The organism is Pseudomonas sp. Irchel 3E19, from assembly GCF_900187585.1.
GTDB lineage: Bacteria > Pseudomonadota > Gammaproteobacteria > Pseudomonadales > Pseudomonadaceae > Aquipseudomonas > Aquipseudomonas baetica.
Window position 1 is genome coordinate 63,578 of record NZ_FYDT01000024.1, and the last position, 22,152, is coordinate 85,729.

16 protein-coding genes are annotated in these 22,152 nt (G+C 58.7%); 3 read left to right on the forward strand and 13 right to left on the reverse strand.

Translation table 11 applies throughout. From position 1 onward, the window contains the following. Window positions 1-96 precede the first annotated feature (96 nt). The 10 genes from CKW18_RS16545 to CKW18_RS16590 form a co-directional block, all read right to left on the reverse strand. Complete coding sequence (locus CKW18_RS16545; RefSeq protein WP_095189777.1) at window positions 97-1,173, reverse strand: SMP-30/gluconolactonase/LRE family protein; 1,077 nt, start codon at window positions 1,171-1,173, stop codon at window positions 97-99. Beyond that, window positions 1,170-2,315 carry an SRPBCC family protein gene (locus CKW18_RS16550; protein WP_095189778.1) on the reverse strand — a complete coding sequence of 382 codons (1,146 nt, stop codon included), beginning with the start codon at window positions 2,313-2,315 and terminating at the stop codon, window positions 1,170-1,172. Before CKW18_RS16550 ends, CKW18_RS16545 begins: the two co-directional genes overlap by 4 nt. 112 nt (window positions 2,316-2,427) lie before the next feature. Then, on the reverse strand, window positions 2,428-3,291 hold the full coding sequence (locus tag CKW18_RS16555; protein WP_095189798.1) for a LysR family transcriptional regulator: 864 nt from the start codon (window positions 3,289-3,291) through the stop codon (window positions 2,428-2,430). Window positions 3,292-3,467: 176 nt separating this feature from the next. Beyond that, a complete protein-coding gene (locus CKW18_RS16560; RefSeq protein WP_095189779.1) occupies window positions 3,468-5,186 on the reverse strand; it encodes a hydrogenase maturation protein in 1,719 nt (572 codons plus the stop codon). 262 nt (window positions 5,187-5,448) lie between these two features. Further along, window positions 5,449-5,763, reverse strand: coding sequence for an SCP2 sterol-binding domain-containing protein (locus CKW18_RS16565; RefSeq protein ID WP_008015934.1), 315 nt, complete (start codon window positions 5,761-5,763; stop codon window positions 5,449-5,451). 63 nt (window positions 5,764-5,826) lie between these two features. Beyond that, complete coding sequence (locus CKW18_RS16570) at window positions 5,827-6,537, reverse strand: histidine phosphatase family protein (protein WP_095189780.1); 711 nt, start codon at window positions 6,535-6,537, stop codon at window positions 5,827-5,829. Window positions 6,538-6,790: 253 nt separating this feature from the next. After that, window positions 6,791-7,219, reverse strand: coding sequence for a hypothetical protein (locus CKW18_RS16575; RefSeq protein WP_095189781.1), 429 nt, complete (start codon window positions 7,217-7,219; stop codon window positions 6,791-6,793). Between the two features lie 53 nt (window positions 7,220-7,272). After that, on the reverse strand, window positions 7,273-7,734 hold the full coding sequence (locus CKW18_RS16580) for a hypothetical protein (protein WP_095189782.1): 462 nt from the start codon (window positions 7,732-7,734) through the stop codon (window positions 7,273-7,275). Next, complete coding sequence (locus CKW18_RS16585; RefSeq protein ID WP_095189783.1) at window positions 7,664-8,824, reverse strand: polymorphic toxin type 44 domain-containing protein; 1,161 nt, start codon at window positions 8,822-8,824, stop codon at window positions 7,664-7,666. The genes CKW18_RS16580 and CKW18_RS16585 overlap by 71 nt, the downstream gene beginning before the upstream one ends. Before the next feature lie 182 nt (window positions 8,825-9,006). After that, the gene (locus CKW18_RS16590; RefSeq protein ID WP_095189784.1) at window positions 9,007-9,531 is read right to left on the reverse strand and encodes a DUF6680 family protein; all 525 of its coding nucleotides are present in this window, start codon (window positions 9,529-9,531) and stop codon (window positions 9,007-9,009) included. Window positions 9,532-9,861: 330 nt separating this feature from the next. Here CKW18_RS16590 and sohB point away from each other — a divergent pair, with 330 nt between their 5' ends. Then, complete coding sequence (gene sohB / locus CKW18_RS16595) at window positions 9,862-10,893, forward strand: protease SohB (protein ID WP_095189785.1); 1,032 nt, start codon at window positions 9,862-9,864, stop codon at window positions 10,891-10,893. A 65-nt stretch (window positions 10,894-10,958) separates the two neighbouring features. Here sohB and CKW18_RS16600 read toward each other — a convergent pair whose 3' ends face one another. Together CKW18_RS16600 and CKW18_RS16605 are read right to left on the reverse strand one after the other, a co-directional pair. Then, complete coding sequence (locus CKW18_RS16600; RefSeq protein WP_095189786.1) at window positions 10,959-11,453, reverse strand: DUF934 domain-containing protein; 495 nt, start codon at window positions 11,451-11,453, stop codon at window positions 10,959-10,961. Next, entirely contained in the window at window positions 11,437-13,095 is a 1,659-nt protein-coding gene (locus CKW18_RS16605) for a nitrite/sulfite reductase (RefSeq protein WP_095189787.1), read from the reverse strand. Before CKW18_RS16605 ends, CKW18_RS16600 begins: the two co-directional genes overlap by 17 nt. 524 nt (window positions 13,096-13,619) lie before the next feature. Between CKW18_RS16605 and CKW18_RS16610 the strand changes: the two genes are divergently transcribed. Further along, window positions 13,620-14,693 carry an ABC transporter substrate-binding protein gene (locus CKW18_RS16610; protein WP_095189788.1) on the forward strand — a complete coding sequence of 358 codons (1,074 nt, stop codon included), beginning with the start codon at window positions 13,620-13,622 and terminating at the stop codon, window positions 14,691-14,693. A 6-nt stretch (window positions 14,694-14,699) separates the two neighbouring features. Here CKW18_RS16610 and CKW18_RS16615 read toward each other — a convergent pair whose 3' ends face one another. Further along, window positions 14,700-14,918 carry a DUF2970 domain-containing protein gene (locus CKW18_RS16615; RefSeq protein ID WP_095189789.1) on the reverse strand — a complete coding sequence of 73 codons (219 nt, stop codon included), beginning with the start codon at window positions 14,916-14,918 and terminating at the stop codon, window positions 14,700-14,702. A gap of 171 nt (window positions 14,919-15,089) precedes the next feature. Here CKW18_RS16615 and CKW18_RS16620 point away from each other — a divergent pair, with 171 nt between their 5' ends. Next, window positions 15,090-22,151 carry an NEL-type E3 ubiquitin ligase domain-containing protein gene (locus CKW18_RS16620; protein ID WP_095189790.1) on the forward strand — a complete coding sequence of 2,354 codons (7,062 nt, stop codon included), beginning with the start codon at window positions 15,090-15,092 and terminating at the stop codon, window positions 22,149-22,151. Window position 22,152: the final 1 nt, after the last annotated feature.

Here is a 22,152-nt window from a genome sequence, read left to right on the forward strand (position 1 = left end):
ATTGCGTTGTCCACACAATTCGTGACCAACCTGGTCAATTGTGGGAGCTGGCTTGCCAGCGATGGCGTCAGTCCATCCAGCGCAAATTCAGCTGGCTTACTTCAGGGCATCAGCCAACGGCAACCGCGCCATGTGCCTCGCCTTCAACGACCCGAAATACAACCAATCCCCATACTCGCGCACGGTCGTGATCGGTGAATAATTGCCACTGCTCGCGTCCTGCAGATTGGCGATCACCTTGCCCTGAAGATCCAGCCCCAGCACAAACCCGCGCTTTTCCACCGGTTTGGGCAATACGGTCAGCGCCCGCACGATCATTTTGCGCACGAACGGGTATTGGGCAGTGCCATCGAGCAAGGCATTGCGCGGTGCATACAGCGCCACCCAGAACCGGTCGCGACCATTGAAGGCGAGGTTGTCCGGTAGCCCCGGCAAGTTATCGATGAACAGGTCGTAAGTGCCTGCTTTCGGGCCGGTCAGCCAGTAGCGACTGATGCGATAGGCACCGGTTTCGTTGACCAGGACGTAGGCGTCATCCGGGCCGAGGGTCACGCCGTTGGCGAACTCCAGTTTGTCCAGCAGCACACTGGTCTTGCCGGTCTGGAAGTCATAACGCAGCAGGCGTCCGTCACCCCTATGCTCGATGATCGCTTCGCCGTCATGTCCGTAACCCCAACGACTGGAGGCATCACTGAAATAGGCGTAATGCCCGGACTTGTCGATGGCCACATCATCGGTAAAACCAAATGCCAGGCCGTTCGCCGCGGTGGTCAAGGGAATCAATTGACCTTGCGCATCGAGCGAGAGCAAGCCTTTGACCCCGTCAGCGATCACCAACAGACCATTGGGGTGCCGCGCAAGACCCAGTGGACGCCCGCCAGTGTCGGCCAGCACCTTGCGCTGCGTGCCATCGAGGCTGGTGCGGATCAGTCGCCCGTCATGCAGCCCGGTGATCAGGAAATCGTTCTCCAGCAACAGGGCTTCCGGACCTTCGATGTCACTCGGTCCGACTTGCTCGACAGCTTTGAGGCGCTGGTTGTCCGCGTAGACGCCTTCGCTGAGGGACGGCGCCGGCGACGGTTTCCAGGCGACGGGCTCAACGTGGGTGGGCATCAGCAATAAAAACCCGATGACGACGACAATCAGCAGCCCTGCCATTCGCCATAATTTCATGCGCTGGCCCTCATGGCTGCCAGGTGCTGCGTGACCCGGTCCCGCAGCGCCAGCATCGACGTGGCCGACTCACGCTCGATACGTCGTTTGAGCAGCAGTTGGTTGGCGATGCGCATGCCCAGACTTTCGAAGCGGTAATCGAGGGTGCGCACAAACCGCGTGCGCTCACTGTCGGTCGAGCACTCATAGGTCAACAGCAACGACAGGCCGTGATCACCTTGAGCCCGCGCACACCAGCGCCGGCCGGGCAGGTATTCGGTGACCTCCCAGCGCAGATGTCCTTCACGCCCGCCGGCGTGTATGTCTTCTTCGAAGCGCGCTCCGGCGTGCAGCGGGCCTTGCGGGCCTTCGATCTTTAGCGACGACGGGTGCCACTCGGGCCAGCGGCTGACCGTGGCGGCATAGGCGAGCACGGCGATCGGCTCGCCGGCAATGTCGATCGGGTGCTGCAGGCGGGTCATGGGCATTGGCGAATAGCTCAAAGGGGTGGCTTCCGGCTCCCAGTACAAGGTGCCGAACAGATAGTCCATCAACGGCAGGACGATGTTGAAATTGCGCTCCTGCATGCGTTCGCGGCGGTGATGCAGTTCATGCAGGCGGCGCATCTGGCGGATCCATGGCAGGCGCGTCAGCGGGTTGTGCGGTGGCAGGTGCTCGGCGGCGTGAAACACCTCGTAGGTCAGGTAACCCAGCACCATGCAGCCGCCGAACAACCCGGCGACGTTGGCGTTGATCTGTGCGAACAGCCACCACAGCGGCAGGGTGATCAGCAGCGTGTGAATCACGATCAGCCATGCCGGGAACAGAATCACTCGCCAGTCGCGGGCGCTGTCGTAGGTCATGTGGCCGGGGGTGAAGAAGCTGTGATGGTCACCCGCGTGCCGGGCGTAAAACAGTTTGGCGAAGGTCTTTTTGTGGTGGCCGAGATGGCGATGAACCATGTACACGCCGAAGTTGAACAACAACAGGGTCAGCGGCACGGTCAGCCATTCCAGCCAGCTCACCCGCTGTACGCTACTCCAGAACACGCCGATGGCCAGCACACCGAACAGCAGCACGAAGGCGCCGTGCAGCCACGGGTTGTAAAACGGGTGGATCGCCGCGCGATAGCGGCTGCGAAATGCCTCGGTGGTCTGCCTCACTGCGTTCACCTGTCGGTATTGTTGTTATACCCGGCAGATTAGCCGATCCGGCCGTTTGTGCAGGCCGATGCTTGAGGTCACTTGCGCCATGATCCGGTGAAAAACGGCAGATTCAGCTCAACGGATTCCAGCGTTGCGACCAGTCGTCATCAGTGCGGATCACTTCGCGTAGCAGATCGAAGGCCTGCTGCAACGTCGTCGAGTCGCGGTCGCGTGAATACACCAGATAGGTTGGATAGCCGAATTCCGGGGCTTTGCTCACCGCCTCCAGTGCGCCGGTTTCCAGATAGGTGCGCACGACGCGAGTGCGGAAGTAGCCGCTGCCGCCGTGTTCGAGAATGTACTGCAGGGCCAACGGGCCGAGATTGAAACTCAGCGCCGCTTTGGCTTTCTCCGGCAGGGCGGCATCGTGCTGGCGCCGGAAATCCGGGCCCCAGTCGATGTACACGTAGGGATCGGGGCGCTCAGTTGAGCGCACCAGGATCAGTTTTTCTTCCAGCACCTGCTCGACCTGCAGGCCGGGCCAGTATTCCGGCTGATAGACCAGTGCTGCGTCAAGCACACCGAGTTCGAGTTGGCGCAGCAGGTTTTCACCGTCGCGGATTTCCATGCGCAGGGCGTGGCTGGGGATCTTCTCGCGCAGTTCGGCAGCCCAACTGAGCATCAACGGGTTGCACAGGCTGACTTCGCCGCCAATGTGCAGCACGTTGTGATAACCCTCGGGCAGCGGCAGGTCGCGCCGCGCCGCCTCCCAGGTCTGCACCAGTTGATTGGCGTAGATGACGAAGGCTTCGCCATTGGCCGTCAGCTTCGCCCCGGCGCGGTTGCGCACGAACAGGGTACTGCCCAACTGGCTCTCGAGTTTCTGCACACGGGCGGTGATCGCCGTTTGTGTGACGAACAGCTTCTGTGCCGCGGCGGCGAGGCTGCCGTGGCGGACGATTTCCAGAAAGGTGCGGGCGAGGTCGATGTCCATGGGCGGGCCGGTGTTTGAGGTGGCGCGCATTGTAAGTGCAGCCTCGATACCGCGTCATCGTTCATCGCTGGCAAGCCAGCTCCCCCAGGTTTCTCGTCGTACACAAAATTTTGAACACGATTGAGCCCTGTGGGAGCCTGACTTGCCAGCGATGTGGCCGTGAGGGACGGTGAAGATCAGTCGACCCGCTCAACCTCACGCACCCGCGCCCAATCCGCCACCAACCGCGCCGGCGTGCCACAAGCCTTGCGCTTGTAGACAAAATGGCGGCACTTCTCGGCAAACCCGCTGCGGTTGTAAAGCATGTCTTCCTGCATTTCCTGTAACTCGCTTTCGCGGCATTGCTGGATCAACACCTGATCAGCCCGCGGCTTGCGCTCACGCACTGCGGCATAGGTCGGATCAGTCAAAACACTGTTGGCGCGTTGCAGCAGCCACAGGGAAAACTCGTCCGGGCAGCGCGGGCCGATTTCCTGGACCATGCCCAGTTGCAGCGCTTGGGTGGCACTCACCGGCAGACACGCCTGAGTCAACTGCTCAGCCATCGCCGGGCCGACAGCACGCGGCAAGCTGTAGGTCCAGTATTCCGAACCGTACAGGCCCATGCTCTTGTAATGCGGATTGAGCACAATATCGGCGCGGGCGAAGACGATGTCCGCCGCCAGTGCCAGCATCACGCCGCCGGCACCGGCGTTACCGGTCACACCACTGACCACCAGTTGCCGCGCCGTCAGCAGTTCTTCACAGACATCGTCAATCGCCTGAATATTTGCCCAGGCTTCGGCGCCCGGGTCTTCGGCGGCCTGGATCACATTCAGGTGCACGCCGTTGGAGAAACTGCCGCGCCCGCCCTTGATCAGCAATACCCGAGTGTCGCGGGATTTGGCCCAGCGCAACGCTTCAACCAGGCGTTGGCATTGTTCGGTGCTCATGGCGCCGTTGTAAAACTCGAACGTCAGTTCACCTACATGGCCTGATTCACGATAACGGATCGGTTGATACGCCTCTTCACTGAACGGCTGGCTGGCAATGGACCAACTGAGTGTGGGCACCTCGGCCAGTTGCGCGGCCAGCACATGCCGCGCCGGTTGCTTGAAGGTTTCCTCACCGGGTTGTGGTTTGCGCCGCAACGAGCCGATCCACAGGCTGTGATCACCGGTCGCCACCAGCACCGCATCGTCATGCACCGCGAGGATCTCGCCGGGGATGCCGCTGCGCGAGTCAAGGTGTGCGTCATACAGGTAATACTGCCCGCCACTCAGGCTCGCCAGCACACCGGGCTGGCCATCAGCGGCGTCGATGCAGCGTTTGATGAAGCGTGAGCAGTCGTGCCAGCTGAAGGTGCGGTCGGCCTGCTTCATGTTCGGCTGCAAGCGGCCGCGCACCTTGGGGTCTGAGTAATCCAGTGCAACCGGCACAAAACCGTCGACGAATTTCTCGACCACTTCGCGAATGCAGCGAATCGCCGCGTCACTGACCCGACCGTTGTACAACTCGGATTTGCGCAGGCCAGCCGGCAGGTTGAATTCACTGGTGGCCCAGACCGGCCCGGCGTCCATTTCCTCGACCGCTTGCAGCGCGGTCACGCCCCAGCTCGACAGCTCATTGGTGATCGCCCAGTCCAGCGCACTGGCGCCACGGTCGCCGACGATGCCGGGATGGATGATCACCACCGGACGCTCGGCGTTGCTCCATAGCGCGTGCGGCACGCGGTCTTTGAGGAACGGGCAGATGACCAGATCGGCGCCGCTGTGTTCGATCTGTTCACACACCGAGGTTTCGTCGGTAAACACCACGACGCTGGGTGAATGCCCGGCCTGGCGCAGTTCCAGCCAGGCCCGCTGAGTAAGGCCGTTGAACGCCGACGACAGCAGAATGATCTTGAGTGAGCGCATGATGAACGTTCTTCCTTGAATGGGGATCAGCCGCGGGCTCCCGGGGAGCCGTCCTTGGCCTTCGATGGAGCAGGAAGATTAATCAGAGGTTGGCAGCACAGCAGTGACCGAGGTCAACGTTGTGTCAGCCAGTCTTGGTGCGGCGATGAAGTGTCTTGTGTTCAAAAATTGGCTGGGCTGATTTTTTCTTGCTTCAAATGTTTGGCGGCAGACGCAAAAATCCCGCCACCAGGGCGGGATTTGTGTGAAGCGCAAAGCAGTCTTACGAAGGGAACAGCTCGGACAGTTTCATCGCCAGCATCATGTCGCCTTCAGCGCGCAGTTTGCCGCCCATGAACGCCTGCATGCCGTCGGTCGAACCGTCGACGATGCCTTCCAGGGTTTCGCCGTCCATCACCAGCGTAACCTGGGCGTCCGGGTTCTCGCCTTCTTGCAGCTCGCAGGTGCTGTCTTTGACGATCAGCGAGAAGTTTTTGGTGTCGTCGATGCGGAAACCGAAGACCAGATCCAGACCGGCAGCGGCGGCTGGGTTGAACTTGGCTTTCATTGCTTGTACGGCATCAGCTACGGAGGTCATGGTTCGATCCTTTCTTGGTTATAGGCGCTGGTTGATAACAGCAAGGTTCACAGTAATCCGGACTCAACGGAAAGTGATGAGTTCCGGTGCCTTCAGCAGTTGCAGATGCGCATGACTGTTGAAGGAGGCCAAAGCCACCTCGCGACCGCGGAACTTCAGCTGGTTGAGCGAGGTGTTGACGATTTGCCAGTTCAATTCAAAGGCCTGTTTGGCAGGCATTTGGGTAATGAGGTGGAGCAGGGCGGTGATGGTGCCACCGGAAGTGAACACGGCGATTTTCTGGTTTTTCTCTGCTTGCTCGAGAATCCGGTGAAGCCCGGCCTGCACCCGTTCGACGAAACCCAGCCAGCTTTCCAGCCCCGGCGTATCGTAGGTGCCGGCCAGCCAGCGCTCGATGATCAAGGCAAAAATGCGCTGAAACTCGCCACGGTTCTGCGCGACATTGCGCAGGATGTCGAGTGCTTCAGGTTCGTCAGGCAGCATCGCCGGGAGCAGGGCACGGATCACCGCGTCGGCGTCGAATTCATTGAAGGCGGAATCGGTTTCCAGCGTCGGTACCGAAAGGCCTTGGGCGCTGAATTGTTCCAGGGCGCTGGTGGCCGTGTGTTGCTGGCGGCGTAAATCACCTGCGAGGCAGCGATCGAAGCGGATGCCCAGTTCAGCGAGGTGCTGACCGAGGATTTCTGCCTGACGCACACCGATCGGTGACAGGACGTCATAGTCGTCTGCACCAAAGGAGGCCTGGCCATGTCGAATCAAGTAGATGCTGCCCACGTCCGCGTCTTCCCGGTACGTTGAAGGTTTGGCGAGGTTATGAGGATGACGGAGTGCTGTCAATGAAAAAACATACGCTTGTTTGAAATGCCCGTTACAGGCATGTTGCTGAAGGTTTCACGGCTGGCCGACGGGCCGGCGCATGGGTATGCTGGAGCCATCCCGCGTGAGTCGCACATCCACGCATCGTTTTAAGGAGTCTCTTCTTCAGGAATCCTCGTAAAGATAACGCTGAGGCTGCCCTGTCAGATTATTACTGCCATTCTTTACACACATCACGAACAGCCAATCCGGCCATCCAACCAAAGGCAAGCAACCAAATATAGTAGCCGTAGGTGTATCCAATGATGGTGAACCTACCGTCTTCGTCGTACCAAGTAACGAGCTGCAATTGCACTGACAGTCCGGCTAGCAATGCGAAAACGGCATAGATGAAGCTCCGCTTGACGTTCCGAGTCCGGTAAGCAGCGATGAACAAGGGGTTTGCTAACCAAGCGACGTAACCGTAGACCATTGACAATAACCCCAATACAAATGCCCACCACCCCGGTAAAGTGTCTTGAGTGAGCGTTTCATAAAGCCAGTTATCATCTTCTTGTCGCACCGCTGGCAGCAAAAGGCTCAACAAGTACAGAACCATGCCGATATCGCGAAGTTCGAGACGGCGCTTGGGCCACTTCATTGTCGAGATGCTCCGTTGCCGTTTGACTTTCTTCGTTTGTTGGCCATATGTGCCTAAAGCCGAAAAGGGTCAGGTTCGCCGGCACACCGTTTTAAACGGGTGATAACGTCGGGGGCCGTCTTGTTAATGTCTACTCTTCCCGATTCCGTGAGATATATGTCTATCGTTGCCCAGCGCTTGGGTGTTATGTCGATACATCTCATACTGCCCTTGATGGGTCCCCAAAAGAAAACCATAAAGAAGTCTTCATCGGGGAATATGTGACCAACATCAGATGTGGCTTCTCCCGGCAGCATTCTCTCTCTATGGATGTCGTGCTGCGTATCCCAGACCAATCGAAGTTCATCCTTACCTTCTTTGGAGTAATGAATAATTACGCCGGGGGTGGCAGTATACCAAGCCGCCAACAGGGCAATTAATGCGAAGAGAACGACATAACGGGCCTTAATTTTTCTCGCATTGATGATCAATGACACCTGCTCCCCATTCTTGTGGTGCAACCGAAAGAACCTCATCCATCACCATTTTCGCTGTGATGCCACCATTAGGATGCTGGTTAAAAAGTTTAATACCAATACCGACAGATATCCGGTCGGGATCGTCGTCCCATGCGCGGAGTCCCTCGACGTTCTCGGCACGTTGAGGCCCTCGGTGTTTTCTTCTTTCCTGTGGTTTTGTTATGTCAGTGAGCGCCCCGACAGAGTCTGAGACTATCTGCTCCAACCCTGCACCGTCGGCCAGTACGCTCTCTGAAAGACCACCTGCGCGCCCAACATAGCCATAGTGGATGTTGGACCAAATATCATAGAAGTATTCGTACTCGCCTTGCTTGTGGTAATACCCACCGAACTTCTTATGGATTTTCGGCTTGTGGTCCCAATCCTGATACTGCCCCACGCGCTCAGTCCAGATCGCCATAGCAGCAGCGCCATTTGCAGCACCAATAGCTTGTGGACTGGTCGCACCTACTTGGGCATACCAAGGCAGCTCCATTTGCTTACGGGTTTCTTCCGCAACGTCATAGCTGAGCAGTTCCTTCATCTTCAGGACAGATGGGTGGTGGATGTTGTTGTTCATCTCGTCGGCTATATATGCCGCCAGTTCTTCCATCATGTCTGGGTCTTTGCAGACGGCAGGTTCCGCTTTCTCTTCAGGTTTCTCCTCGGGCTTCTTACCAGCAGCCTTAGGGTCTACCAAAGCGTTCGCCGCTAAGGCTTTCTCTTTGAGATTCGGGTCGGCCAACAAGGTCGCCATCTTCTCATCGTCTACGGAACCGTCTGGCCGGAAGGCTCCCAGCGCCATGAAGTTAATAATGGTCGCGCCACCAGCGTCACCCATGACAAAGCCACCACCGACATCGCCTGAGCCCGTGATGATCGTCCCACCGTGACTGGTAGGGCTCCCTAAGTGGGCCATAGGACGGCCATTCACCTGAATAGAAGGAAAGCCTGTAGTGATGACTGCACCACACCCACAGGTATCTCCAACACGAGCGGATCCCATGAAGTTGATATTCACGTCACCGGAGGCGGAAGCGATAGGTGTAGTCCCGTGACCGGGTAAAGGGCAGACGTGTTTGTCACCCAGTCGTGCAGAAGAAATCATTGAGCATCGTCCTTGCGTCTTTCGTCCATAGACAATAACCAGCCTTTAGGCGAGCGCGTGGGAGGCTACCGGAAACGGAAGGGCAGGTCAGTAGGAAAAGTCTTGATTTGAGTGAAACAGAGAGTCTCGTTTGTGCGACCTCCCTGCAACTCATGCCTCCAAGACAAAACTGTGAGGAAGGGCTAACTATTCTGATCGGGGAGATTTGTCACCTTCATTGATAGTGCTTGATTCCCTGCCAGCACCTCAATTATGCCCTTACGTATTGTTGCCTGTTGCGCTTCCGTATCAGCATGATAACGCGGTGCATACGACGAGTTTTTGATGTGTGTCTTATCGAAATCGTAGTTAAGAACTACCGCCATTTTGTGCAGCAGTTCTGCCAGCAAATCAATTCTTTTGGTATCCCATTGTTCCGGCGATAGTTTGTCGTTACACAGGAGGTCGTGATACTCCTTCCATGCTTCAACCACGGCTTTTTCCTTCTTGTGACTTTTCATGAACTCAAGGTCAATGCGATTTAGGGCCTCGACATGGCCCCAAGAAATCACATAGCCACGAGTAGCCATCAGTGTTTTGAAAATACTTAACTTGCGACCCCTAATCTCGTTTCGCTCGTCCAGATATCGTGTCGCCTGTACTGCAATAAATGGACTGAGCAGAGTTACCAAGATGATTAGCCAATCCGAGATGGTTACTTTGTCCACGTTCAAGCCCTTTATTTACAGGTGGGATCATGGCTGGGACTGACCTACGATTTCGCTGCCAACCATCGCACTGTGACAGCATAGGTCTCCTTGAGAATCTGGCAGAAAAATCTCAATGACCACCTCAATCAGGTTCTGCCCTCGCGTCCCCCCGTAGGCCCTCCCGCCTCAGCCTTATCGCGCGCTTGCCTGAGCCTTATCGTGCCCGCGCAGGCCTCTGGAAGTGGCCATTCGAGGTGTCACAAACCGTTAGACTTCCGTTAGAACAGTGTTAGACATCGGCTGAAAGACGCCCGTAGAATGGGGCTCAAATGCCTCATTGGATGCCTTATGGAGTTTTTCACCGAATACGCCAGTTTCCTGGCCAAGACCGTCACCTTGGTGATCGCCATTCTGGTGGTGCTCGCCAGTTTTGCCGCGATGCGCAGCAAGGGCCGGCGCAAGTCGGCGGGGCAGTTGCAGGTCAGCAAGCTCAATGATTTCTATAAAGGTCTGCGCGAGCGGCTGGAGCAGACCTTGCTCGACAAGGATCAACTCAAGGCCCTGCGCAAGGGCGAGGCCAAGTCCGAGAAAAGCGAGAAGAAGCAGAAGAAAAAGCCCGAAGCCAAACCACGGGTGTTCGTGCTCGACTTCGACGGCGACATCAAGGCCTCTGCCACCGAAAGCCTGCGTCACGAAATCACCGCGCTGCTGACCCTCGCCACACCGAAGGACGAAGTCGTCCTGCGTCTGGAAAGCGGCGGCGGCATGGTTCACAGCTACGGTCTGGCCTCATCGCAACTGGCGCGTATCCGCGAAGCCGGCGTGCCGCTGACCGTGTGCATCGACAAGGTCGCGGCGAGCGGCGGCTACATGATGGCGTGCATCGGCGAGAAGATCATCAGTGCGCCGTTCGCGATTCTCGGCTCGATCGGTGTGGTCGCGCAGTTGCCCAACGTCAACCGCCTGCTGAAGAAGCACGATATCGACTTTGAAGTGCTGACCGCCGGTGAATACAAGCGCACCCTGACCGTGTTTGGCGAAAACACCGAAAAGGGTCGTGAGAAGTTCCAGGAAGACCTGGACATCACCCATCAACTGTTCAAGAACTTTGTCGCCCGCTACCGGCCGCAACTGGCCATCGATGACGTGGCCACCGGGGAAGTCTGGCTTGGCGTTGCGGCGCTGGACAAACAACTGGTCGATGAACTCAAGACCAGCGATGAATACCTGGCGCAGAAAGCCAGACAGGCCGAGGTTTATCACCTGCATTACGCCGAACGCAAAAGCCTGCAGGAACGCATCGGCATGGCCGCCAGCGGTTCGGTCGATCGTGTGCTGTTGAGCTGGTGGAGTCGTTTGACCCAGCAACGCTTCTGGTAATCAGTCAGGCATAAAAAACGCCGGTCAATGACCGGCGTTTTTTTATCCGCAGTAAACCGCTTGGCTTAGCGGCGACGGAACAGCGGCAGCGGTTCGTCGGTGGCTGCCTGATACGTCACCGAGAAGTCCTTGAGGCCTTCCAGGGCTTCGTACGGGTCTTTGTCTGCACGCACGGCAAAGGCGTCGAAGCCACAGCGGTGCATGTAGAACAACTGGTCGCGCAGCACGTCGCCAATCGCCCGCAGTTCGCCTTTGAAGCCGTAACGGTCACGCAGCAGGCGCGCGTTGGAGTAGTTGCGGCCGTCGGTGAATGCCGGGAAGTTCAGCGCGATGACCTGGAATTCAGCCACGTCGTCACCGATTTCCTCGGCTTCTTCGTCGGCGTCCAGCCATACACCCAGGCCGCCATCGCGGGCCTTGAGCATACGGCTGTGTTCACGCCAAAGCTGCAATGGAACGATCAGATCGTCGCAGTTGCTGATCTCGTCGATGTTGAAATCCTTTGGCAGCAGGTGCCAGGTTTCGTCGACGACTTCGTTGTTCTTAATGATTCGCTGCATAGACGCGTTCCTTGAAGAGGTCGATGCCAATACGCTGATAGGTGTCGATGAAGCGTTCGTCTTCGGTACGTTGTTCCACGTACACGTCGATCAGCTTCGAGATGACATCAGGCATGGCTTCCTGGGCGAAGGACGGGCCGAGGATCTTGCCCAGGCTCGCATCACGGCTGGCGCTGCCGCCGAGGGAGACCTGGTAGAACTCTTCACCTTTCTTGTCCACCCCGAGGATGCCGATATGGCCGACGTGGTGGTGACCGCAGGCGTTCATGCAACCGGAGATGTTCAGGTCCAGCTCGCCGATGTCGAACAGGTAGTCCAGGTCGTCGAAACGGCGCTGGATCGATTCGGCAATCGGGATCGACTTGGCGTTGGCCAGCGAGCAGAAATCACCGCCAGGGCAGCAGATGATGTCGGTCAGCAGGCCGATGTTCGGCGTGGCGAAACCGCCTTCACGCAATTCGCCCCACAGGGTAAACAGCTGGCTCTGCTCAACGTCAGCCAGAATGATGTTCTGCTCGTGGGAGGTACGCAGCTGACCGAAGCTGTAGCGTTCGGCCAGATCGGCGACGGCGTCGAGCTGCTTGTCGGTGATGTCGCCCGGCGCTACGCCAGTCGGTTTCAGCGACAGGGTCACGGCCACATAACCGGGCTTCTTGTGCGCCAGGGTGTTGCGGGTGCGCCAGCGGGCGAAACCCGGGTGCTCTTTGTCGAGCTCGGCCAACTGGCCCGTCTGGTTGTCCAGCGCCTTGTAGTCCGGGTCGACGAAGTGCTTGGCGACGCGATGCAGTTCGGCTTCGGTCAGTGTGGTCTGGCCACCGCGCAGGTGCTCCATTTCCGCATCGACTTTCTGCGCGAACACTTCAGGGGTCAGTGCCTTGACGAGGATCTTGATCCGCGCCTTGTATTTGTTGTCGCGACGGCCGTAGCGGTTGTAGACCCGCAGGATGGCGTCGAGGTAGCTCAACAGATCCTGCCATGGCAGGAACTCGTTGATGAACGCGCCAACCACTGGAGTACGGCCGAGGCCGCCACCGACCAGCACGCGGAAACCGAGTTCGCCAGCGGCGTTGTGCACCGGCTCGAGGCCGATGTCATGAACTTCGATGGCCGCACGGTCAGCGGTCGAACCGTTGACGGCGATTTTGAACTTGCGCGGCAGGTAGGCGAATTCCGGGTGGAACGTAGTCCACTGACGAACGATTTCGCACCATGGACGCGGGTCGATCACCTCGTCGGCGGCGACACCGGCGAACTGGTCGGTGGTGACGTTGCGCAGGCAGTTGCCGCTGGTCTGGATCGCGTGCATCTGCACGGTGGCCAGTTCGGCGAGGATGTCCGGGATGTCTTCCACCGCCGGCCAGTTGAACTGCACGTTCTGCCGCGTACTGATGTGGGCGTAGCCCTTGTCGTAGTCACGGGCAATCTTGGCCATCATGCGCGTCTGTCGCGAAGTCAGCTGGCCGTAAGGCACCGCCACGCGCAACATCGGCGCAAAACGCTGGATGTACAGGCCATTTTGCAGGCGCAGGGGGCGGAATTCTTCTTCGCTCAGCTCACCTGCCAGATAGCGTCGGGTCTGATCACGGAACTGCTTGACGCGGTCCTCGATGATCCGCTGATCGTACTCGTCGTATACGTACATATAAGTCCTGTTCTCAGGCTTTGGGCTACTCGGAAAACGCTGCGTTTTCGCTTGCTGGAGTCCGATGGTGCCTCTGCAATTCTGCGCGCACGGCCGCGCGCTCCTTAACGGAGCCGGGGCAATATACCCGTTTGCAGTTATGCGCAAAAGTGATGTTTGAGTATATGTAAAGAACCAAATCGCCTAACGAGAACGGTTATTAGCTATTCCACATTTGTCGTGCGGACAATCATCGTCTTAACTGTGGACGAGTCTTTCTGCAATCACCGATAAAACCGATAAGAGGCGATGCAATGAGCAATCCGACCAAGGCAAGGAAAACCGATAGCAGCGTTGATGCATGGGCCATTTTGTTCCTGATCATTCTCGTCGTAGGGACAGCGGTATTTTGGGTCAGTCATCAGTAAACGATCCCTCCGGGCCCGCGCCCGACGATTGTCGGACAAAAAACGGGATCAGGCGTCAATAGCCGGTGGTTCGAGGGCTATACTGCGCGGCCTTTTTTCCTTGGGCCCGGATGATTCATGTTGAAGTTTTTACACCTCAGCCTATTGCTGCTTGGCGCTCTCTGCGGGTCCGCCGCGCGCGCGGAATCGGTGCTGTTCCTCAATCCGGGCTCGACCGAGGAATCATTCTGGGTCAGCTATTCGCAGTTCATGCAGGCGGCCGCCCGTGACCTGGGTGTCGAGTTGCAGATCCTTTATTCACAACGCCAGCCAGACCTGACCGTGGCCCAGGCCCGCGTCGCCCTGCAGGGGCCCAAACGTCCTGACTATCTGATCTTCGTCAACGAACACTACGTGGCGCCGCAGATTCTGCGTCTGGCGCAAGACAGCGGTGTAAAACTGTTTATGGTCAATGCCGGGCTCACAGCCGATCAGCAAGCGCTGGTCGGCGATCGTGCGGACCGGGTCGGCAGTCTGGTGCCCAACGACGAGGAGGGCGGCTACTTGATGATGAAGGAGCTGATTCGCCTGCATCCTGCGGTGGTACGCGGCGAGAAGATCGAGGTGTTGGCATTTTACGGCCTGAAGATTACGCCGTCGGCACAATTGCGTGAGCTCGGTATGCAACGTGCGCTCGCCGAGCATCCACAAGTACGCCTGCGACAACTGGTCTACAGCGGCTGGACGCAGCAGCGTGCCTATGAACAGGCGAAACAACTGGTCAGCCGCTATCCGCAGGTGTCACTGGTGTGGTCGGCCAACGATGAAATGGCTTTCGGTGCGATGCGCGCCTTTGCCGAAGCAGGCAAGGTCCCGGGCAAGGATGCGCTGTTCAGCGCGGTCAATACCTCGCCGGCCGCTTTGCAGGCGCTGGTGGACGGGCGTCTGAGCGCACTGGTCGGCGGGCACTTCACCCTCGGCGGCTGGGCGCTGGTGCAGGTGCACGACGATGCGCAGGGTGTCGATCTGGAGCAGCACGGTGGTCGCGACCGTCAGTTGCCACTGCTGCAACTGATCGACAAAGCCCACGCTCGGAAATTGCTGGCAATGGGCGCAGCGCCGAACTACGGGGTTAATTTTCGCCAACTCTCGGCGAAGGGGCGCCCGGCGTCTTACCGCTATGCATTCGACCTGCAAACCCTGATGCGCTGAACCACTTCACACCCCGGCGAAATGCAGCACCAGTTTGACGATGGCCAGCAAGGTCAGGGCAAACACCGCCGTGAACACAATCCCCAGAATCACGAAATGGCCGGGCTTGCCGTGGGTGAAATCCCTTGCCCGGTTCTTTGCGCTCTGCACCCCGAAGGCTGCGGCCATGACACTGTGCAGCATCTGCCAGAAGCTCGGCGGTTTGTTGTCGACTGGATCGTCCATAAATCCCTCGTCAGCGCTGTGTGAACAGTAAGCATAGTCAAATAAAGTCTGGGCACTGGCCTCTGTCGTCGGGCGTTATCCGATCTTCATTCGCGATACATATGTACCACCAGCGCGGCCTTGCCCGGTGATTGACTGACGCTTCATTCAACAGCGTCAGGTAATCCCCCCATGAGTGACACCCCGGCGGCCCTGGAAAAGGGTCAGCATCATCGTTTTCTGAAAAAAAAACTGCACGCGCGGATACGCCATTTCATCGGCGCAGATATCCATCATTTAAGCCGGGCGAGAACGCCTGGCGGGTTGGCCGAAGGCAGCCTGCCAGCGTGGTTCGCGGCGCTGCCGGTTGATCAGCGCCAAATCGTGCGCGACAGCCAGGCGCGCAGCCGCACCTCCAATGAAACCCTGGCGAAAACCCTCAAGGGATTCAAAAGCGTCGCCGAGTTTGCGCAACCGTTGCTTGAGGCGGCTCTGGAGAAAAAGTTTGGTTTGAAAGTCGATACAACGAAGACCTGGTGGTACAGCGAAATTCTCACCGACGCGCTGGGTACCGATCAGACCCTGTTGCAGTTGGCGCTGCGCAATTTCCGTGAAGGGCAAACCTTTAGTGCGCGCGAGCTGATCGCCGAACAGGGCGAACCGGCGCCCATGGGCCGGGGCAGCGAAGGCCTGTACGGTTGGTACTATCCGAAAAGTGGCCCGTCAAAGTGCTACAAGATAAAAAAACTGCCCATTCCACCGGCCGAGTTTGCTGCGCTGTGCCGTGAACTGGATGTCGGCAAACAGTATCAGGATCATCTGCAAGCGATCTTCGACGGCGAGGACAAACGCACTGCTGTCAAAGCCCAGACGATTACGGCATGGAAGGACAGCCTGCGCGTGCATGCACACCTGGCGCATGCCCAGGCGCGGATCTCACCTTCGGGTTATCTCGCGTTACTGGACGTGCTCAACGGTGAAAAAAAACCACAGCTGGACGGTGAAGCGGTCGCGTTCAGTCAGTTGTATGTACTCGGCTCAGCGGTCAGCGAAATGTTCGTCATCGGCGCCCGCCGACGCAAAGGCAAGAGCATCGATTTCAGCTGGAATAACCCCGGTGTGAATCTGTTTGACGTGCTGACCTATAAAGATTCGCGGATCATCGTTTGCATACCCGGTGATCCGGTGGCTCCGGTCAAGGAGTACCCTTCGCTGCGAGCCTTTGAAAAGGATCTGGCGCTGCGTTTGCGTAGTGTGAATTACCAGCGCTGGTTCATGCGCCTGGTGCCCCACGGCGAGGCCGGCAAGTTTCTTGGCAAGATCCAACCGGCCTTGCAGACGCTGAAGTGGAACGCTGACTTTGCGTACCGGGGGCAGGGCATGGCGGGCAGTCGGGACGGTGCCTACGAACGTGTTTACCATGACGAACCGCAACTGGACATCATTGAGGCCTTCTTCGCGGGCGAGCTGTTCAATGAGCTGTATGACAGGCACGAGAAGCGCCTGAAAACCTCGGCGGAGCAATTGGCAGTGCCCACCGCCAAGGTCGATCATGACGCCTGGTATGAGCGCATGATGCACTACGCCGAGTGGGGCCTGAGCATCCTCAACGTCGCGGCGTTTTTTGTGCCCGGCCTGGGCGAAGTGATGATGGCCGTGATGGCCGTGCAACTGACGATGGATGTGTATCACGGCGTGCAGGCGTGGAGCATCGGTGACACCGACCTGGCATGGCATTATCTGGGCGCGGTGGCCGCCAACGTGGCGTTCATGGCCGTCGCCGGCGCTGCAGCGAGCAAGGCACCGAAAATACTCGCTACGCCGATTGTCGAGGGGCTGGTCAAGGTCCGGTTGCCGTTCGGTGACGAACAACTGTGGCGCCCGGGCCTGGCCCCTTACAAGAGCGCAACGCGCCTGCCTGGGGGGCTTGCGCCGGATGCGCTGGGCCAATACACGCTGGACGGCAAAAGCTATCTGAAGATTGATGGCCAGGTGTATGAAAAGACCTTCGATCCGCAGGCCAACAGATGGCGCATCAAGCATCCAGATGATCCGCAGGCTTATCACCCGGTGCTTGAGCACAACGGCCAGGGCGCCTGGCGACATGGCTTCGAGCGCCCGCTGGAGTGGGATCGTGCCACGTTGCTACGACGCCTGGGCCCCGCGACGGACGGCTTTGACGTGGCGACGCTGGAGCGCATTGCCGATCTCAGCGGCGTCGACGATGCCGCCTTGCGCGCCATGCACACGGACAACCTGCCGATGCCTTCGACGTTGGCCGACACGCTGCGCCAGTTTCGAATCGACCGCCAGCTTAATGAAATGATTGAACAGATTCGCCTTGGCCAATCCGTTCCAGACGACCTTTACCCGTATGCCGTGCCAGAGATGGTCAACCTGTCGCGCTGGCCGCAGGGGCGTGTCATTGAAGTGTTTGACCCGGCCAACCCGAGCAGCGCGGTTTCCCGTTATGGTCAGGCCACAACACCGGCCAGGTCGGCCATCAGGGTTTCCCGGTCGCAGGTTTCGGCAGGCCAATTGCCGGAACAGGTGCTTGCAGCGCTGGACGAGCAAGAGACCGTCACTCTGCTCGGTTTTGAAGGTGCCAGGGTCCAAGCCCAGCGCACCGCCGTGCTGCGTGAACAACTGGCCGACCATTTGGCAGCCAATAAACGCGCGATGTTCGAGCGCATCAACGCAGCCGACCGCGCGCCTGTCACACAAATACCGGGATTGACGGCGTTACGCGAGGTATTTCCGAAACTCTCGACAGGCGCGGCCGAGGAGATTCTGAAGGCTGCCAGCGCGCGCGAGCGGTTGTTCATCAAACAAAACGATCGCCTGCCGACCAGCCTGCTGCTGAAGGCGCGCGCGCGAATGCGCATCGCGCGGCTGAATCAGGCGCTGGTCGGCCTGCAGCTGGACAACGCAGCCTCTGCCGACAGCCGTCGCCTGGCCCTGCACGCCCTGGAAAAGCTGCCCGGCTGGCCGGATAACCTGCGCCTGGAGGTCCGCCAGCAAGAAGTGGCCGGCACGTTGCTCGACAGCATCGGCAGCGAGTCGGCCACACAGGTCAAGTACCTGGTTACCGATGGCTATCAGCACAATCAACCCGGCCAGTTCCAGGCGTTCGATCAGGTGGGCAATCCGCTGAACAGCGTACCTGCTCGAGGTGACAATTTTTACCCCTCGGTCATGTCGGCGCTGCCGGATAACGCGCGGCTGCAACTGGGGTTGCCGCATGTAGGACAGCAGGCGCAATTGCAGCGCGCACTGGCCAGCCATGCGACAACGCACCGTGAGCAGATGCTCGAGGTGCTGATTCCGCATGCACCCGCCCGGCGCTTCAAGTCACCGCTGAAACTGTCCGACGGACGTACGGGCTATCGCTTGAGCGGACGCGGTGCGGGCGGCAGGCGCAATCATTTGTTGCTGGCACGGGTGCGGGATATCTACCCCAACTTCTCCGATGAAGTGGCTGAAGGCATGGTCAATCAATTATTGCTGGAGGGGCGGAGCACCTCACAGATTTTCCATTTACTCAATGAGCGGGCCCGCGAATATGAGGCGCTACGGGTGCAGCTGGAACACTGGAGTCAGGCCGACGGTGCGGTGTTTGTGCGCGCTCCGGTCGCGCGAGTCATTCTCGACACCTGGCGCCTGCGGGGGCTGTGTGATGTCGAAGCCACTGTGCGTCTGGACCTGAATGCCGTCGACCGTTTGCCCGAACTGCACGCCAACTTTCCACATGTACGCACACTGGGGCTGAGCATTACCAACGTGGTGGGCCAAAGCAGTGAGGCCTTCGTGCGCCAGTTTCCCAACGTTCGGGCGCTGGAAGTGGCGATCTGGCAGGGCGCCGTGGGCACACTACTGGTCGAATCGCTCAGATCGCTGACGAGTATTCGCGAGTTACAAGTGATCGGCAGGCTGGACCAGGAATTCAGCGACACAGCTCAAGCCCTGGTGGATGCCATGCCCCAACTGGAGCGCCTGGCGTTGCACGGCATGACAGGCGAACTGGACGTCAGTCGTCTGTCGAATCTGCGCTCATTGAACATCTCCGGAACCCAGCAGAGCTGGCCGAAAGGCGTATTCGGGTTGCCGCATCTGAGGGCGCTGGACCTCAGTTATACGCGGATCACCACACTGCCGGACGAACTGTTTGTGGAGCCTCAGCCGCTCTGGGCCGGGTTGAAGATCAACTGGGCCAGACTCGATCAGGAGCAGTTCGTCAAAGCCTACGACTACCTGCACAACGACCCGGCCCACAGGGTCAATACCGAACAAATGCTTGATGTCTATTGCCGCGGCACACTCAAGGAGGCCATGGATTCGGGCAACGAGATGGCGACGACGGCGTTGCGCCAACTGAAGCGTGAGGGGCTTTCCGGGCAGACGCTGCTGGCGCACGTCAATGGTGTACGCCAGGACGGTAACGTACTGTCCGAGCAGCTCACGGTCTGGCAGCAAACCCCCAAAAGCGTCAACGGCAAACCCGTCGGGCTGCGCGATCGCGAAGTGGCAGCCTCGCGGATACGCGAGTGTTGGCGCAATGGCCTGCACCAGCGCTATGGCGCACAGCAGTCGGCGACGGCTTTTGAACCGCGTCCCGGACCTTCGACTTCGCGGCCCGGCCCGATAACGTTGCTGGCCGATACCGCGACGCTTGAATTGCCTGCTGCCACGCTGGGTGATCTGCCGCAACTGCCGACGCTGTCAACGACCGGCTTCAGCCATGTGCGCACCCTGAAAATGTCGGAAGTGCTGGTTTCACCCGAGGACTTCAGCGCGTTTTTGCGCCATTTTCCTGAGCTCGGCACCCTGGATCTGAGTCGCAATCAACTGCTCGAGATGCCGTCGATTCTGCCTGGCCTCGACCATCTGAATAAGCTCAGCCTGCACCACAACTACCTGTCGATCACCTCAGCTAACCAGACCCGCTTGAACGGTTTGCACGGTCTGGAATATCTGGATTTACGCTACAACCGCATTGAGTCATTGAATGCCACTTCGCTGCGCGGCTTGAAAGTCTTGCGCCTGGGCCATTCGGCGATCGAGAACTGGCCCACGGGGGTGCTGGATTTGCCGAATCTGTTGCAACTGGAGCTGAACAACAGTGCGATCACGACAATCCCCGAGGCCGCACTGACAGCCCGCGAGGGCCTTTGGATTGATTTGAGCGGCTGCCGTCTGAGCGAGAATGCGCGCCAGCGTTTGCTGGAGGCTTCTCGCTCGATCGTGCCAATGGGTATGTCCAGAGCCGACTTGCGCGATGGCATCACCGTGAGCGGTGGCCCGGCTTACTACCCGCCGCTGGTGAGCAAAAATCCCGAGCTGCTACTGGCGTTGCCGGTGATGCAGACGAGCGACCTGTCGCGGATGACGGCGCAAGCTCGACTGCAGCGGCTCGATAGCGAATTGGGTGGCGCCGAGGCGATCCAGGCCGTAGACGAACTGACGGGACGCCTGGGTGGCGCCGTTCCCCTGTTCGCGCAACTGACCCGATGGGATGAGCAATTTCAGGCATTGACCCGGAGCCTGAACGAGTGGATTTCGGCGCCGCCATTTCAATTGCGCGAACTGTCCTTTCCCCTCTGGGTGTCCGCCATGGAGCGACGCAAGGCGGCTGACCTGATTCTCGCCTGCTGGCGCCAGAATCTGCGCGGTGCCGTGCCGGTTGAGGGGCTGGACGGTGGCTTTACCCTTGACCTGTTCGACATTCCACTGGGGCGATTGCCGGCCTTGTCAGGTGATTTTGCCCACGTCGGCGTACTGAAACTGAACAGGCTTTTTCTCGCCGAGAACGGCCTTGACGGATTTCTCGATGGCTTTGCAGGCGTGCACACGCTTGAACTCAATGGCAACCAACTCACAATGCTGCCGGAACCGGTGACCGCTTTGCCCGCGTTGCGTCGGCTTTCGGCTTCGCATAATCGCTTGTCCGCGTCGCCAGCGCTTCAGACGCACCTGAGCGCCCTGACTCATCTGCAATCACTTGATCTGTCGCAGAACTGGCTGGAAGAGCTGGATGTGTCGGCGTTGACCGGCCTTGAACGCCTCGCTTTGCACGGCAATCGATTGGTCTACTGGCCGGGGGGGGTGCTGACGCTCCCGGCACTGCGCGCGCTTGACCTGCGCGACAACATGATCGAAACCATTCCCCAGGTGTTGATGAGCGATGCTCATCGCCGGCTGCGCGCAGGCACTAATCTGGCGAACAACGATAACCTGGAAGGCGCCAGCCTGATCATGCTGCGCAACCACATGCAGGACGGTGAAACAATGCTGGGTTGGCCTTCCACTGAAATTGACGAAGTGCTGGAAAGCCTGGTGAGCGATAGCGACTTCGATACTGAAGAGTCTGCCATGAGTGACGAGATGATCGATGTCAGTCATGTGACGGGAACGGCTGCGCGCGAACGCTGGATCGATCCGGCTGCCGATGAGGCCGAGGCATTGACGCGGGTCTGGAACGATCTGGAACAGGTGCCGGACAGTGCTGCCTTCTTCAACCTGCTCGATGGTCTGGATGGAACGAGGGATTTCCTTCAGGGACGTACCGAACTCACCCGTCGCGTGCATCGGGTGCTGACAGTTGCCGAGCAAAACCCGGAGTTGCGGGAGGTCCTGTTCAACATGGCCAAGTCGCCGCAAACCTGCAAAGACGGACGCATATTGCTGTTCAGCGATATCGAAGTAAAAGTCTTTGAACTGGAAACCGTTCAGGCAACGCCTGAGAGTCAACAGGACAACGTGTTGTTCAAGCTAGGCAGAAATCTGTTTCGTCTGGGCAAGCTTGAAAAGATTGCCGACCGCGACATTCTGCAACGTCAGTCACAGGGTGGCAGGCCTGACCCGGCGGAAGTGCGCCTGGCTTACCGAATCGGCCTGCGCGAGCGTCTTGAGTTGCCAGGGCAACCCACCGACATGATCTACAGCGGCAACGTGACGGCGTTGATGCTGGATGCCGCCTACGCCGAGGTCATTGCCGCGGAACAGAGCGATGCTCTGATCGAGGAGATGGTCGGACGTCAGTACTGGGCCGACCATCTGAGGCGTAAGTATCCGCAGCGATTTCGCGTATTGAAGGAGGCTCAGGCCAAGACACAAGGCGAATTCGAGGACCGTTATCCTGACCTGAACGATGCCTATCTGGCGGAGCTGGGCACGCTGGAAGTCACGTTCAAGACCGAGGAAACCGCATTACTGGTTGAACTGAGCAAAGTCGAACGATTGCAGTTCACTCAGTAAA

Coding starts and splice junctions, on each gene's coding strand:
- CKW18_RS16545 (WP_095189777.1), bottom strand. CDS start 1,173: ATGAAATTATGGCGAATGGCAGGGCTGCTGATTGTCGTCGTCATCGGG.
- CKW18_RS16555 (WP_095189798.1), bottom strand. CDS start 3,291: ATGGACATCGACCTCGCCCGCACCTTTCTGGAAATCGTCCGCCACGGC.
- CKW18_RS16560 (WP_095189779.1), bottom strand. CDS start 5,186: ATGCGCTCACTCAAGATCATTCTGCTGTCGTCGGCGTTCAACGGCCTT.
- CKW18_RS16565 (WP_008015934.1), bottom strand. CDS start 5,763: ATGACCTCCGTAGCTGATGCCGTACAAGCAATGAAAGCCAAGTTCAAC.
- CKW18_RS16575 (WP_095189781.1), bottom strand. CDS start 7,219: ATGAAGTGGCCCAAGCGCCGTCTCGAACTTCGCGATATCGGCATGGTT.
- CKW18_RS16580 (WP_095189782.1), bottom strand. CDS start 7,734: ATGAGGTTCTTTCGGTTGCACCACAAGAATGGGGAGCAGGTGTCATTG.
- CKW18_RS16585 (WP_095189783.1), bottom strand. CDS start 8,824: ATGATTTCTTCTGCACGACTGGGTGACAAACACGTCTGCCCTTTACCC.
- sohB (WP_095189785.1), top strand. CDS start 9,862: ATGGAGTTTTTCACCGAATACGCCAGTTTCCTGGCCAAGACCGTCACC.
- CKW18_RS16600 (WP_095189786.1), bottom strand. CDS start 11,453: ATGCAGCGAATCATTAAGAACAACGAAGTCGTCGACGAAACCTGGCAC.
- CKW18_RS16605 (WP_095189787.1), bottom strand. CDS start 13,095: ATGTACGTATACGACGAGTACGATCAGCGGATCATCGAGGACCGCGTC.
- CKW18_RS16610 (WP_095189788.1), top strand. CDS start 13,620: ATGTTGAAGTTTTTACACCTCAGCCTATTGCTGCTTGGCGCTCTCTGC.
- CKW18_RS16615 (WP_095189789.1), bottom strand. CDS start 14,918: ATGGACGATCCAGTCGACAACAAACCGCCGAGCTTCTGGCAGATGCTG.
- CKW18_RS16620 (WP_095189790.1), top strand. CDS start 15,090: ATGAGTGACACCCCGGCGGCCCTGGAAAAGGGTCAGCATCATCGTTTT.